Here is a 12,873-nt window from a genome sequence, read left to right on the forward strand (position 1 = left end):
CCTCTAAACTGCCGATTCTGCGTTGGTTTTCATAGACCGATCTCAACCTAAGAGTCTATCAGAAGGGGGGATCGGCAGAAAGGTGTTGTCCACTTATCCACCCGTCTCCTGGCTTACCCTCGACGATCCTGAAGATCCTATGGCGATTTTCCATCGATCGCTACATTGTTTCCTAAGCTGCAGCCATTACACTACTGTTGAGTGTTTTTAGAACAATAGGTAACAAGTAGGCTTAGATTACTATGGATGCTGCCGCACTCTGGCAACGGTATCAAGACTGGCTATTCTACGATGCGGGACTGAGTTTTTACCTCGACATCAGCCGTATGCGCTTCGACGACGCCTTTGTTGAGCAGATGAAACCTCGCTTCGACAGAGCCTTTGAGGACATGGCTGCGTTAGAGGCAGGCGCGATCGCCAATCCTGATGAAAACCGCATGGTGGGGCACTACTGGCTGCGAGATCCTGACCTTGCCCCCAATGACGAAATCCGCCAGGACATCATCGATACGCTGGTTCGCATTGAAGAGTTTGCCAGCAAAGTGCGCACCGGGGTCATTCATCCTCCTGAGCGCGAGCAGTTTACAGACATTCTTTCTATCGGCATTGGTGGATCAGCACTGGGGCCTCAATTTGTTGCCCAAGCGTTGGGGCCAGATTTTCCGCCCCTAGAAGTCCACTTCATCGACAATACCGATCCAGAAGGCATCGACCGGACGCTAGCACGACTGGCCGAGCGCCTAGCCACCACCCTCGTCATTGTCACCTCTAAATCGGGCGGTACGCAGGAAACCCGCAACGGCATGATTGAAACCAAGTACCGCTACGAGCAGCAGGGGCTAGACTTCTCGCAGTACGCGATCGCCGTCACAGGCGTCGGCAGCAATCTCGACAAAATGGCCCACAGCGAAGGCTGGCTGGCGACCTTTCCCATGCATGATTGGGTAGGGGGGCGCACCTCGGAACTCTCAGCAGTTGGCCTGCTACCCGCAGCGCTGCAGGGCATTGATATTCGCTCTATTCTGGGGGGAGCCAAGCAGATGGATGCCGTCACTCGCGTTCCAGAACTGCAGAACAATCCGGCGGCTATGATGGCGCTGGCCTGGTATCACGCTGGCAATGGCAAGGGCGAAAAAGACATGGTAATTCTGCCCTATAAGGACAGTCTGCTGTTGTTTAGCCGCTATCTGCAGCAGCTCGTAATGGAATCCCTGGGTAAAGAAAAAGATCTTGACGGCAACGTGGTTTACCAAGGTATTGCCGTCTACGGCAATAAAGGATCTACTGACCAGCACGCTTACGTTCAGCAGCTCCGGGAAGGCGTACCCAGCTTTTTTGTCACCTTCATCGAGGTTCTAGAAGACCGTCACGGGGAGTCCGTTCAGGTCGAACCGGGTGTCACCTCTGGTGACTATCTTTTTGGCTTTCTGCAGGGAACGCGGCAGGCCCTGTTTGACAATGGCCGCGAGTCTATCACCATGACCATTCCCCAGGTTAATGCTCACAATGTCGGCGCGCTAATCGCCCTGTATGAAAGAGCTGTAGGGCTTTATGCTTCTCTTGTCAATATCAACGCCTACCATCAGCCCGGCGTGGAAGCGGGTAAGAAGGCAGCCGCCAGCGTTTTGAAGCTGCAGCTTCAGGCAGTACAAATTCTAAAAGAGGCGGCAGAACCGCTATCGCTGCAGGCTCTGGCGGAAAAGATGGGAGCCGTTGACGAAATTGAGACGGTTTATAAGCTGATGCGCCATCTTCATGCTAACCAGCGTCAGGTAGCGATTAACGGCGATCCAGGAATGCCTACAGAGGTTACACTATCGGCACTTTGAGATATTTCAGCTGAGTTTGGAACACATTATTGCCTAGGCAGCATTCTGCCTGGGCTGAAGATTCTAGACTCTGCTGTAGAACAACGTCTTTGATGAAACCGCGACAGCTATAAGCCTGACGCATTGAGTGCGCTTTAAAAAACTATCCGCTCCCATTCGGGGAAAGTTTGGACAAGTCCTCACCTTCATGAAATGGGAGCGGTGTAGCGGGTCTCAGGCTGAAACCAGACTGCCGGAAGGATCTCCAACAACCAGTTTCACAAAAAGATCTCCGTAGAGATCCGAGAGGAACTGGCTGTTAGCGAACAGCCCCGGCGCTCAGCCGGCTTACCTCAACCTGGAGACCCGTGCGTTTACTACTATCTTGCATGGGCATCACCTCCTTGTTCCCTAAACGGTTATTCTCTAACCTTTGCAGCGGCTCAGTAACTATCAGCTAAGCCACTAAAGCTAAGGTAACACAGTCAATCTCGATTTGACTGCTCTGAAGGAAAATTTTTTGCATCCTGAAAGAGACATCAAAAAAAGGCACGGCCAATAAGACCGTGCCCCCAGTTAAATCATTCGACGATTAGAGTGCGTTACCGCGAGGCAGTACCTCTTCGGGGAATACAAACTTCTCGTGCGGTTGGTCAGTCGGCGCCATCCAAGCGCGCAGTCCTTCGTTCAGCAAGATGTTCTTGGTGTAGAACGTCTCAAACTCTGGATCCTCCGCCGCTCGAATCTCCTGCGATACAAAGTCATACGCTCGCAGGTTCAAACCTAAGCCAACCACGCCCACTGCGCTCATCCACAAGCCTGTGACAGGCACAAACAACATGAAAAAGTGCAGCCAGCGCTTGTTCGAAAACGCAATACCGAATATCTGTGACCAGAATCGGTTCGCCGTCACCATCGAATAGGTCTCTTCTGCCTGCGTCGGCTCGAAGGCCCGGAAGGTGTTGGCATTCTCGCTGTCCTGGAACAAAGTGTTCTCTACCGTCGCACCATGGATCGCACACAGCAAAGCGCCTCCCAAGACGCCCGCCACACCCATCATGTGAAACGGGTTCAACGTCCAGTTGTGGAAGCCTTGGAAGAACAACAGGAAGCGGAAGATAGCCGCTACCCCGAAGCTCGGTGCGAAAAACCAGCTCGACTGGCCCAGCGGGTACATCAAAAACACTGATACAAACACCGCTATCGGCGCGCTGAAGGCGATGGCGTTGTAAGGACGAATCCCCACCAGCCGCGCAATCTCAAACTGGCGCAGCATGAAGCCAATCAAACCAAAAGCACCGTGCAGCGCCGTGAATGTCCACAAACCGCCAATCTGGCACCAGCGCACAAAGTCGCCTTGGGCTTCAGGTCCCCACAGCAGCAGCAAAGAGTGCCCCATGCTGTCTGCCGGTGTCGAAACCGCAACGGTCAAAAAGTTGCAGCCTTCCAGATAGGAAGAAGCCAGTCCGTGGGTGTACCAGGAGGTGACAAAGGTCGTACCAGTCAGCCAGCCCCCTATCGCCATGTAGGCGCAGGGAAACAAAAGCAGGCCTGACCAGCCGATGAATACAAATCTATCGCGCTTCAGCCAGTCGTCGAGGACGTCGAACCATCCCCGCCCGGCTTGTGCGCGTCCCATTGCTATGGTCATAGCGCAATTCTCCGAAAAACAATTAAATGATATTTAGGATAAAGGCGCTAATCAGCGTTGCAGCGCTAGCTTGGTATGCATTAAAAGCAAACGACCGCAACAAATTCCTGATTAGTGTTTACTATTCTTTACCTTAGCTCTCATTATAGGGGGTGTTTTCCGAAAGATAAACTAAATTGGCAAAAATTGATCCCGGTCGGATATCACGGCTTCAGAGGCATTGAGCAGGCTCTAAGATAGAAAGAGAGAGATCTATGTCTTAAGAAGATCTTTAGAATTGATTGAACCTACTGAGCTTGAATTTCTAAATGTATACAGTTGAAGTGACCCTCCAAAGTACTCCTCTGCCCCTCTCTGTTCAGAAGAAAGAGGTGGAAGCGGCGCAGAAGCTTTACCAGACCGTTTTGTCTGCCATGAAATCGGGCGAGCCTAGCATTGTGGAACTCACCTGTGATCAGCAGCCTGACAAGCAAGTAGCGGTTGTCTCACGTCAGATTATGGCAGTACAGATTTATGAGAAATCAGGCGCAACGGCAGGTAAGCAGCCGGGCTTCTTTGCTCTTCTGGGAGACGATGCCAAAAGCTAGCGGTCTGAATTTAACTGAGTCAGACGGTAGCTGAATTGAGAGACTAAGTTTATGAGTGCTGCGATCGCCGTTAATGATCTATCGTTTAGCTGGCCGTCGGGCAGTCAGGTGCTGAATCAGTGCTCCTTAGCGGTAGGGCAAGGCGAATTTGCCATGCTCTTGGGCGCTAACGGCAGCGGCAAGTCCACCCTGCTGAGACTTTTGGCCGGACTGCTACAGTCGCAGTCCGGCCAAATTAAGATTCAAGGTAGCGTAGGCTTTGTCTTTCAAAATCCTGATCATCAGCTAGTAATGCCGACTGTAGGGGCTGATGTGGCATTTGGCCTTGTCGAAGAAAAGCTGCCGTTTTTACAGGTGCGGCAGCGAGTCTCGGAATCTTTGGCCGCAGTCAACTTAGCCCATCTGCAGCGACGCCCTATCTACGCCCTCAGCGGCGGTCAGAAGCAGCGGGTTGCAATTGCCGGGGCGATCGCTCGCCAGTGCAATATTCTGCTATTTGATGAACCGACGGCGCTGCTTGATTTGGAAAGCCAGCTAGATTTAGTCGAGCAGGTACGACAGCTCGTCAAGACTCGTAGACTCACGGCTCTATGGGTCACTCACCGGCTGATTGAGCTGGATTATTGCGATCGCGCTTTTTTGTTAGATCAAGGCCGCGTTGTTAATCAGGGCAATCCGCAGCAGCTCAAGCAGCAAATTTTATCGACAACGCTTAGTTAGAGACGGCAGCGCCTGCCTACTTGACTGCCTAGAAGCGATTTGAGCGTACTCATCGACTGAGCCAACTTGCGTTCAGAGCGAGCAGACGCAGGCGAAGGGGTAGAATAAAATTAAATTCTGTAAATTTTCCTCATTTTTAGAATTCTTATTGCTAAACAGCCATGCCGCTGAGATCTGATTCTCAGAAATGTCAGCTCTCGGTTCTGGTTTGCCCTGATTTAGCATCGGAGTTCTGAACTTGGAGGCAATTCCCCTACCTTGCTGCTAGCTTCTATTGATCATGGCCCGCTCTCCTACTCGCGCAATTCTGCTGATTGATGGCTATAACATTATTGGAGCTTGGCCGGAGCTTCAGCACGCGCGCGACAGCGTAGGTCTAGAGCAGGCGCGATCGCAGCTCACTGAGGTTTTAATCAACTACAGCGCCTTCAAGGGATTCAATACCCGCTTAGTTTTTGATGCCTACTATCAGCAAACCCCCTGCGTCAGGGAACGTATTACCCAAAACCTAGCCGTCCACTACACGGACTTTGGCCAAACGGCTGATACTTATATCGAAAAAGCCTGCGCCAAATTTCGCAATGACGTGCGTAAGTTTAATCACCGCCTCATCGTAGCCACCTCAGATCGGGCTCAACAGCTCACGGTAGTAGGCTATGGGGCTGAGTGGATGTCGGCTGAGCGACTGGCCTTAGATGTCAACGTCGCCCAGCAGCGAGTCAAACAAAAGCTGCGACCCCAAAAGCGATCGCCTAAGCGGTCTTTGATCAGCTCCCTAGATCCCCAGGCTCAGGAGCAGCTCACCAAGCTGAGATTTGGCCTAGATCCCTAAAATAATTCAATATTTTTTTTCAAGGGCTTGCCAAAACGCCCAGATTCTAGATACTATTAGATTCGCGTTCCTCAGTAGCTCAGTGGTAGAGCGGTCGGCTGTTAACCGATTGGTCGCAGGTTCGAATCCTGCCTGGGGAGTTTTTATAGCTACCGCTACTGGATTAGCTCATCGGCAATAGGCGTTCATTCACTTAAGGCCAAATACTCAAGGTCGAAACGTGGCTTGCAGTGGCCACCTGTTTCGTGAACACGTCAGGTTGGTATTGCTGATTTTGGGTATGAATTAAAACGCGAGCAAGATGCTCGCACTAACCTATCTGAATGATAGGCGAGGGAGTGTGAGCGTCTCGCTCACGACCGGAAAACACCAGGTTCATCCCTTGATTCAGCAACGCCAGATTCTGCCTGCCATGCAGCCTATGATTCAGTTTAGGTGGTGAAGTGATGCTGACAAGCGCCTGTAGCAATTGACTGCAGAAATCGCAGCCCATTTCAGTATCAGGTGGCAGCAAACTTCTAAATGCTGTCGTCTCTAAGCAGCTTGAGGCTAGGAACGGGACAACTACAGAAAGCCGCGTCACTATAATATACTTTGAGAATCTTCACTATTTCTCAAGATGGCGTATCCTGCTTATAAAAGCTAGCTACTCACTTTCTGTATATCAATACCTGTTTTAAAAAAATGCCTCGTGTACTTGTTATTGATGATGATCCGGCAATTTCAGAACTAGTCGCAGTTAACTTGGAGATGGCAGGCTACGATGTCAGCCAGGCTTCTGACGGCATCAAAGGGCAGGCACTCGCGGTTCAGCTCATTCCTGATTTGATTATGCTTGACCTGATGCTGCCTCGGGTCGATGGCTTAACTGTCTGTCAGCGGCTGCGCCGCGACAACCGAACTGCTGATATTCCTGTCTTGATGCTGACAGCGCTGGGACAAACTCAGGATAAAGTTGATGGCTTTAACGCCGGAGCAGACGACTATTTAACCAAGCCCTTTGAACTAGAAGAAATGCTGGCTAGGGTCCGGGCTTTGCTCAGACGTACCGATCGAATTCCCCAAGCTGCCAAGCATAGCGAAATCCTCAACTACGGGCCACTGACGCTGATTCCAGAGCGGTTTGAGGCGATTTGGTTTGACAGTACGGTAAAGCTAACTCACCTTGAATTTGAGCTGCTGCACTGCTTACTACAGCGCCACGGACAAACTGTATCCCCCCCGGAAATTTTGAAAGAAGTTTGGGGTTATGATCCCAGCGACGACATTGAAACTATCCGGGTACATGTGCGCCATCTTCGCACTAAGCTAGAGCCTGATCCAAGACATCCCAAGTACATCAAAACTGTCTATGGTGCTGGGTATTGCCTAGAACTGCCTAGCCTTGAGCAGGCCGAGACGGTGGCAGTTAGCTAATCTCTAAGAAAAATAGTAAAAGCCAAAAAGGGATGCCGTATGCGACATCCCTTTCTAGTGTATTGGCTTATTGCCCCATCGTCTTACCAGCTACGGGTAGGCGATAAAGCATTACCCCGGATGAGACTGCCCACAGTCTTAGCCGTAATTTTGAGCTGAGTTAGGGGATTAGCCGGAACCACGGTTTTGTAGAGATAGCTATCAAAGGTCAGCTTTTGCACGTCCATGTCAGCGCACATTTCTACAAAAGCTTCGCGGGTAGCATCAGAGCGATAGAACACCGTTTGCAGCAGATCCAGTACCTTGTAGGTAATGCCGTACTGTTTGTCCCATCGCTTCAGGTAAACCTTCAGGTCGGCCTCGGTGGGTACCCGCTGGCCGCTGTGGGAGAACTCAACGATGGTTTCGGCGCACATGCGAGCGGACTTGGCCGCAAAATAAATACCTTCACCAGAAGACTTGGTAACGGTACCGGCTGCATCCCCTACCAGGGCGACCCGGCCCACAACCCGGCGCGGACGCGGATGCTCAGGAATGGGATGGGCCTCAACCTTAATGATTTCGCCCCCTTCTAACCGCTTAGCCGCCCGGGCCCGGATACCGGCCTGCAGCCGCTTAATTTTGGCCTGGTTGACCCGCATGGTGCCAGTGCCCACCGCTACGTGGTCGTACTTGGGGAAAACCCAGGCGTAGAAGTCAGGAGAGACGTCGTTACCAACGTACATCTCTGCGAGATCTTCGTAGTAAGCCATTTTGTCTTCCGGCAGGCGGATCCGCTCTTGGAAAGCGATCGCGTAGTTATAGTCGCCTGCGTCAATGGCCCGGGCTACGCGGGAGTTGGCGCCGTCTGCTCCAATTACCAGATCAACCTGCAGCGTCTTGGCCTCTCCCTGCAGGCTACCGTTAGAGTGATCGGCGTAGTGCAGCGTATAAGGATCCTTATCGCTGTCTGGAATCTCTAGTTTATGCACCGTACCGTTGATCAGCTTAGCGCCCAGCTTGGCGGCGCGATCGCGCAGAAAGCCGTCTAGCACCTCACGGCGGCACATGCCAATATATTCTTCGTCTTTGAGGGTGCTGCCAATATTGACCTCAATATTAGAGGGTGAGATCATCTTCATCTTACGCACGCGGCGATCGATGATCTCAGGGGGCAGATCAAACTCATCGACCATGCACAGGGGAATCGCCCCGCCACATGGTTTGGCGTTGTCTAACTTACGCTCGAATAAATAGGTTTCGATACCTGCTTTAGCGAGTGTCTCAGCAGCCGAGGAGCCTGCCGGACCTGAACCTACAACCGCAACCCGAAGTGACAAGGCAGTCTCTCCACATCGTTACAAAGCTACGAAGTGAATACTATCACGCTGATCTGGCCTGCTCTGGGCTGTGTTGCCGAGATATAACCAATCTGAAATAGACCTTAATAATCTGCAAAGAAGCGATCGCTGAATCCACTGTTTTGCTGCCGAATTCCGGTTGACTTTTTTGCAGCTTCATGAGTTGAACGTTGTACCGACTCATTTGTTCAGTCAGTCAGTTGCTGCAAAATTCTGCTAGCGAGAACATGGGCTTCACGCAGAAGGCTCGCGCTGACAGGCTATTCAGTAGTACGCTTGCATTGAGATCAAACTGGTCTATGTCTTAGCTATATATTCGCCAACGCAGACTATGCCTCTAAAACCTGCTGACATCCTGCATCAGCTCAACGCCAAGCGCGAGCAGTTTCAGGATTTTGATCAAAGAACGCTGAAGCTGCTGCAAAAGTATCAGTCGGCGCTGATAGAACTGGCGCAGAGCGATCCGGTTGCCCTGCAGCAAAAAGTTGACGATTTGCCGGGAAACTGTGGGGCAGAGCCGCTAGAACCGCTGACGAAGAGCGATCGCGGCGCTATGCGAGCAAATTTGAGGTGGCGCAACCGGGAGGAGAGTCTTGCTTGGGCTAAAGAACAGATCGCTGGAGTCGCGACCTTTGCAGTAGACGGCTCGCAGATTTTCCCTAGCAAAGACATCTCGCTGCTAGTAGCGTTGGTGCAGATTGGCTGGTACGAGAACCTGCATGTGGAGGCAGGCATTTATTCTAAAGACATTCAAACAGAGATTATGACGCCTGCGGATCTGGGCGATCGCCGGGATTTAATCGATCGCAAGGTCAATATGAAGCGCTTCGGCATGGAAGTGGAACGCCTAATCCGCTACATGGAAGAGCGTCAGGACTGCGATCGCTGCCTGGTCTTTTTTGATGGAGCACTGGCCGCTAGCTTTGCCGAACTGCTAGACGACGAAAGCCGTCAGTTTTACGTTGACCATCTCACTCACCTGCTGCGTACCAGCCAGCGCTGTCAGGTGCCGCTGGTGGGCTATATCGATACGGCCTACACGCGAGATCTAACGGCGATGCTGCGGCAGTTGGCTGATTTGCCAGAGTCGGGATCTCTGCGCGATACCCAGATCATGAATCGCTTTTTGCACAATCACTGGGGCGATCGCTCGTCGCTATACCTCTGTCGCTCTGACATTCTGAAATACTACTGCGAGCAGCATGATCAGGTGACCTTCACCTACCTAAAGTCCACCCTAGACAGCTTCCCGGCCCGACTAGAGTTGCCTCGCTGGGTCTACGATTCAGGCCGAGCAGAGCAGGTACTGAACTGGGTGCGCGCTGAGATTATTATTGGTGGCGGCTACCCCTACGTGATTGAAACCGCCGATCAGACGGCTGTTTTGCAGACCCGCGATCGCCAAGTGTTTTACCGTATCCTCCAGGACTGGAGCGAATCTGCCGGACTCAACCTCAGACTCTCTCGCAAAATGGTGAGCAAGGCACGGCGGCGATAGTCCTGAAAATTGGCTGCAGGTGACTAAATTTTAGATAAATTTAGCCTGATCGCCTAAGGACAGGCCTGAGCTTTGATAGGGAAGATAGGGAACTTTAAGCTCAAAGAAATCGGCCCAATCACGGTGCTAGGGATTAGCTCAGATACCCACACCGCAAGATTTATACCGTTTTCTAGAATGCTCAGGGTCAACTGCTTCAGGTTTTTAGAATCTGATATCGTCATGCGTTTCAGTGTTGTTTTTAGGGTTTTAAGTCTTTCTCTTTTGCTGAGCAGCGTTGCTGTTGGTTCGCATTCCTCGCTCCAAGCTCAAAGCAGCCCTGTTGTTTCAAACGGTTGGCTACAGGTACAGCGTCTGCGGGGCAATGTTACCTATCAGGGACAGCGATCGCGCTCAGCGCGGATTGGCGATCGCCTCAGCGCCGTCGGGACCGGTATTCGCACAGCTCAGCGGTCGGTAGCAGCTTTAGGACTAGATAACAATATTGGGACTGTCAACGTGGCGGAAAATACCAATTTAGTTGTGCGTCAGCTCTCGACCAGTTCAGATGGAGCGCGGGTGACAGTATTGGACGTTACACAGGGACAGGCACGGCTGCGCGTAAGACCTTTTAACAATCCCAACAGCCGCCTAGAGCTACACACCCCTAGCGGTATTGCTGCCGTGCGTGGGACAGAGTTTGGCGTCAGCGTGTCTGCAGACGGTCAAACGGCTGTGGCAACTTTAGAAGGAGCGGTAGAAGCGATAGCTCAAGACGCTGCTGTCAGAGTCGAGGCCAATCTAGTTGCAGTTATTCACCCAGGTGAAGCGCCTTCCCCACCCCAGCCTCTCGATCGCGAACTACGTTTCCAGATGACTGAGGGCTATCGCCAAGGCAACTTGATTTACATTGCTGGTTACATTGATCCAGCAAATACAGCTCTGATCGAGGGACAAGAAATCAAGGTGAATCGTCAAGGCTACCTTAGAACAAGCGTTTCGCGGTCGCGTCAGCAAACAGACGTGCAGATCGTCATTCGCAATCCTCTGGGGGAGGAGCGCACCCAAACCATTCGTTTCCGCCCTCTATCAGGCGATCGCAGCTAGTTTCAGACTGATATTTTCTGGCTATACCGACGATGATCAGCGCTTCTAGAGGAAATTTTTCATGCCCTTCGTCTTGTGGAAAAAGTCCGCCCGCCTCATACCTTATCTTAGGCACCACCAGCAGCAGTGGCTATCTGGATGTGTAGCAGCAGCATTAACCCTAGGACTTTGGCAGGTAGGAGCCTGGCGATCGCTAGAGCAACAGGGCTATAACCTATTATTTCAACTGCGAGAACAACTGGGAGCCGAGGTGGCTCTCGGCTGGGATGATCGCGTTGCCGTCATTGCCATCAACGAATCTAGTCTGCAACGCTATGGTCGATTTCCCTGGTCGCGGCAGCGCTATGGGGAGCTGCTAGATACGCTGGCTGTTTCTCAGCCGGCTGCGGTCGTCTTCGACATTTTGATGACAGAGGCTACGCCAGAAGATGAGGTTCTCGCTGAGGCCATACTGTTTAGCGGCAATACGGTACTGGCTCTTGGCAGTGACCGACAGGGAAAAGCCTTAGCAATCTCCCCGCTGATTGCTGAAACTGCTGAGGGAGCTTACCTGAGCGGTCATGTTAAAAGTCTGCCTGATGCCGACGGCGTCAGTCGTCAAGTTTTACTGTACGAAGGCAATACGCCGAGTCTGGCCATAGCTGCCCTGCAGATTTATGGTGAAACCCTATTCAATACCCTCAGGTCTAGCGATAGTTTTGATGAAATACCTGAGCTACCTACGGCAAGTCAGCCCTGGGGCCGGGTTAACTGGCCAGGGCCAGTAACGACAAAGCGACCATCAGGTGCCGCTGAACTGGCAGTTTACTCTTTTCAAGCAGTTCTGTCTGGACAAGTAGATCCAGGTGTCTTTCAAAATAAGCTGGTCTTGGTGGGGGTGACAGCGGCAGGTATAGATCCGGTGCGATCGCCCTATCATCTCAATCCACCTATAGGCGGCGTGTTTTTCCACGCCGCTGTTGTGGACAACTTGCTCAACCAGCGGTTTCTACATCAACCGTCTTGGCCTTGGATAGGGCTTTTAGTCTTAGCCAGTGGGCTGGCAACGAATGCCCTGCTGCAGCCACTTAATCTACGCGGCAGACTGCTCGTGATTTTGGGTCTACCTGTTTTGTGGCTGGCAGTTGCGATCGCTGCTTTTCTCAACTACTGGTGGTTACCGCTCGCTGTCCCTACCGCCTGCATTTGGATCACCGCAGCCGGATTACAGCTACAGGAGCAGCGTCAGCGCCAGCAGCTTATGGCTCTCTTTGCCATGAACGTTTCTCCTGAAACGGCTCAGCTAATTTGGCAGCAAAAATCAGCTATTTTGCAGGGCAGAGACATAGTCGCTCAAGAATTAATTGCGACAGTGCTGTTCATGGACATTCGCGGCTTTACTCAAATTGCCGAAAAGCTCTCTTCCCAAGACTTGCTAGTCTGGCTCAATCGCTACTTTGAAGCAATGACGGACTGTATCATTGCCCACGGTGGCATGATTGACAAGTACATTGGCGATGCCATCATGGCGGTATTTGGTGCTCCTTTTCCCAGAACATCGGTAGCACAGATTCAACAAGATGCGATCGCCGCGGTTACAGCCAGTGTAGAAATGCACCAGCGCTTGCAAGTACTCAACCAGGAATTTGAGGCTAGCGGCCAGCCAACGATTCAGTTCGGCATCGGCATTCACACGGGAGCGCTAATTGCCGGAACGGTAGGAAATCATCAGCGACTGAGCTATTCACTCTTTGGGGACACGGTCAACGTGGCGGCCCGCCTAGAGAGTCTCACAAAAGAAATCTCTGCCTCTATGCCCCATCGAATTTTAATTGGCGCCATGACCCAGAGACACATCAAGCAGCACTTTAAGACCCGTCCTTTTCGCTCTGTTATTTTACGGGGTCGGCGTAGTGAAACCCTGGTCTATACAGTCGAGCCGCAACCCGATTGATA

Annotated in this window: 10 protein-coding genes and 1 tRNA gene; 9 read left to right on the plus strand and 2 right to left on the minus strand. The window is 51.9% G+C overall.

Annotation, left to right across the window (positions count from 1 at the left end):
* The first annotated feature begins 242 nt into the window (after positions 1-242).
* Positions 243-1,829 carry a glucose-6-phosphate isomerase gene (locus QJQ48_RS18000; RefSeq protein ID WP_346292633.1) on the plus strand — a complete coding sequence of 529 codons (1,587 nt, stop codon included), beginning with the start codon at positions 243-245 and terminating at the stop codon, positions 1,827-1,829.
* Between the two features lie 571 nt (positions 1,830-2,400).
* On the opposite strand, the gene psbD is transcribed toward QJQ48_RS18000, so the two are convergent.
* Positions 2,401-3,459 carry a photosystem II D2 protein (photosystem q(a) protein) gene (gene psbD, locus QJQ48_RS18005; protein ID WP_346292436.1) on the minus strand — a complete coding sequence of 353 codons (1,059 nt, stop codon included), beginning with the start codon at positions 3,457-3,459 and terminating at the stop codon, positions 2,401-2,403.
* 308 nt (positions 3,460-3,767) lie between these two features.
* Between psbD and QJQ48_RS18010 the strand changes: the two genes are divergently transcribed.
* The 5 genes from QJQ48_RS18010 (at position 3,768) to QJQ48_RS18030 (ending at position 7,014) form a co-directional block, all read left to right on the plus strand.
* Positions 3,768-4,046, plus strand: coding sequence for a UPF0367 protein family (locus QJQ48_RS18010; RefSeq protein WP_346292634.1), 279 nt, complete (start codon positions 3,768-3,770; stop codon positions 4,044-4,046).
* Between the two features lie 51 nt (positions 4,047-4,097).
* Entirely contained in the window at positions 4,098-4,766 is a 669-nt protein-coding gene (locus QJQ48_RS18015) for an energy-coupling factor ABC transporter ATP-binding protein (protein WP_346292635.1), read from the plus strand.
* Between the two features lie 280 nt (positions 4,767-5,046).
* Positions 5,047-5,598 carry an NYN domain-containing protein gene (locus tag QJQ48_RS18020; RefSeq protein ID WP_346292636.1) on the plus strand — a complete coding sequence of 184 codons (552 nt, stop codon included), beginning with the start codon at positions 5,047-5,049 and terminating at the stop codon, positions 5,596-5,598.
* A gap of 68 nt (positions 5,599-5,666) precedes the next feature.
* Positions 5,667-5,738, plus strand: a tRNA-Asn gene (locus QJQ48_RS18025).
* A 544-nt stretch (positions 5,739-6,282) separates the two neighbouring features.
* Complete coding sequence (locus tag QJQ48_RS18030) at positions 6,283-7,014, plus strand: response regulator transcription factor (RefSeq protein WP_346292637.1); 732 nt, start codon at positions 6,283-6,285, stop codon at positions 7,012-7,014.
* Positions 7,015-7,097: 83 nt separating this feature from the next.
* Here the strand turns inward: QJQ48_RS18030 and chlP are convergent, their stop codons facing one another.
* Positions 7,098-8,333 carry a geranylgeranyl reductase gene (gene chlP, locus QJQ48_RS18035; RefSeq protein ID WP_346292638.1) on the minus strand — a complete coding sequence of 412 codons (1,236 nt, stop codon included), beginning with the start codon at positions 8,331-8,333 and terminating at the stop codon, positions 7,098-7,100.
* Positions 8,334-8,685: 352 nt separating this feature from the next.
* Here chlP and QJQ48_RS18040 point away from each other — a divergent pair, with 352 nt between their 5' ends.
* From QJQ48_RS18040 to QJQ48_RS18050, 3 genes are all read left to right on the plus strand, one after another.
* The gene (locus tag QJQ48_RS18040) at positions 8,686-9,852 is read left to right on the plus strand and encodes a DNA double-strand break repair nuclease NurA (protein WP_346292639.1); all 1,167 of its coding nucleotides are present in this window, start codon (positions 8,686-8,688) and stop codon (positions 9,850-9,852) included.
* Positions 9,853-10,074: 222 nt separating this feature from the next.
* Entirely contained in the window at positions 10,075-10,938 is an 864-nt protein-coding gene (locus QJQ48_RS18045) for a FecR family protein (RefSeq protein ID WP_346292640.1), read from the plus strand.
* 61 nt (positions 10,939-10,999) lie between these two features.
* Positions 11,000-12,871: a CHASE2 domain-containing protein gene (locus tag QJQ48_RS18050; protein ID WP_346292641.1), complete on the plus strand. Its 1,872-nt coding sequence runs from the start codon at positions 11,000-11,002 to the stop codon at positions 12,869-12,871.
* The last annotated feature ends 2 nt before the right edge of the window (positions 12,872-12,873 follow it).

The sequence above is a fragment of the Sphaerothrix gracilis Ecp01 genome, assembly GCF_030405905.1.
Lineage (GTDB): Bacteria > Cyanobacteriota > Cyanobacteriia > Phormidesmidales > Phormidesmidaceae > Sphaerothrix > Sphaerothrix gracilis.

Bases quoted from the DNA above. Each gene is read 5' to 3' on its own strand.
- psbD (WP_346292436.1), bottom strand. From the start codon at position 3,459: ATGACCATAGCAATGGGACGCGCACAAGCCGGGCGGGGATGGTTCGAC.
- QJQ48_RS18050 (WP_346292641.1), top strand. From the start codon at position 11,000: ATGCCCTTCGTCTTGTGGAAAAAGTCCGCCCGCCTCATACCTTATCTT.
- QJQ48_RS18020 (WP_346292636.1), top strand. From the start codon at position 5,047: ATGGCCCGCTCTCCTACTCGCGCAATTCTGCTGATTGATGGCTATAAC.
- QJQ48_RS18010 (WP_346292634.1), top strand. From the start codon at position 3,768: ATGTATACAGTTGAAGTGACCCTCCAAAGTACTCCTCTGCCCCTCTCT.
- QJQ48_RS18000 (WP_346292633.1), top strand. From the start codon at position 243: ATGGATGCTGCCGCACTCTGGCAACGGTATCAAGACTGGCTATTCTAC.
- QJQ48_RS18030 (WP_346292637.1), top strand. From the start codon at position 6,283: ATGCCTCGTGTACTTGTTATTGATGATGATCCGGCAATTTCAGAACTA.
- QJQ48_RS18045 (WP_346292640.1), top strand. From the start codon at position 10,075: ATGCGTTTCAGTGTTGTTTTTAGGGTTTTAAGTCTTTCTCTTTTGCTG.
- QJQ48_RS18040 (WP_346292639.1), top strand. From the start codon at position 8,686: ATGCCTCTAAAACCTGCTGACATCCTGCATCAGCTCAACGCCAAGCGC.
- QJQ48_RS18015 (WP_346292635.1), top strand. From the start codon at position 4,098: ATGAGTGCTGCGATCGCCGTTAATGATCTATCGTTTAGCTGGCCGTCG.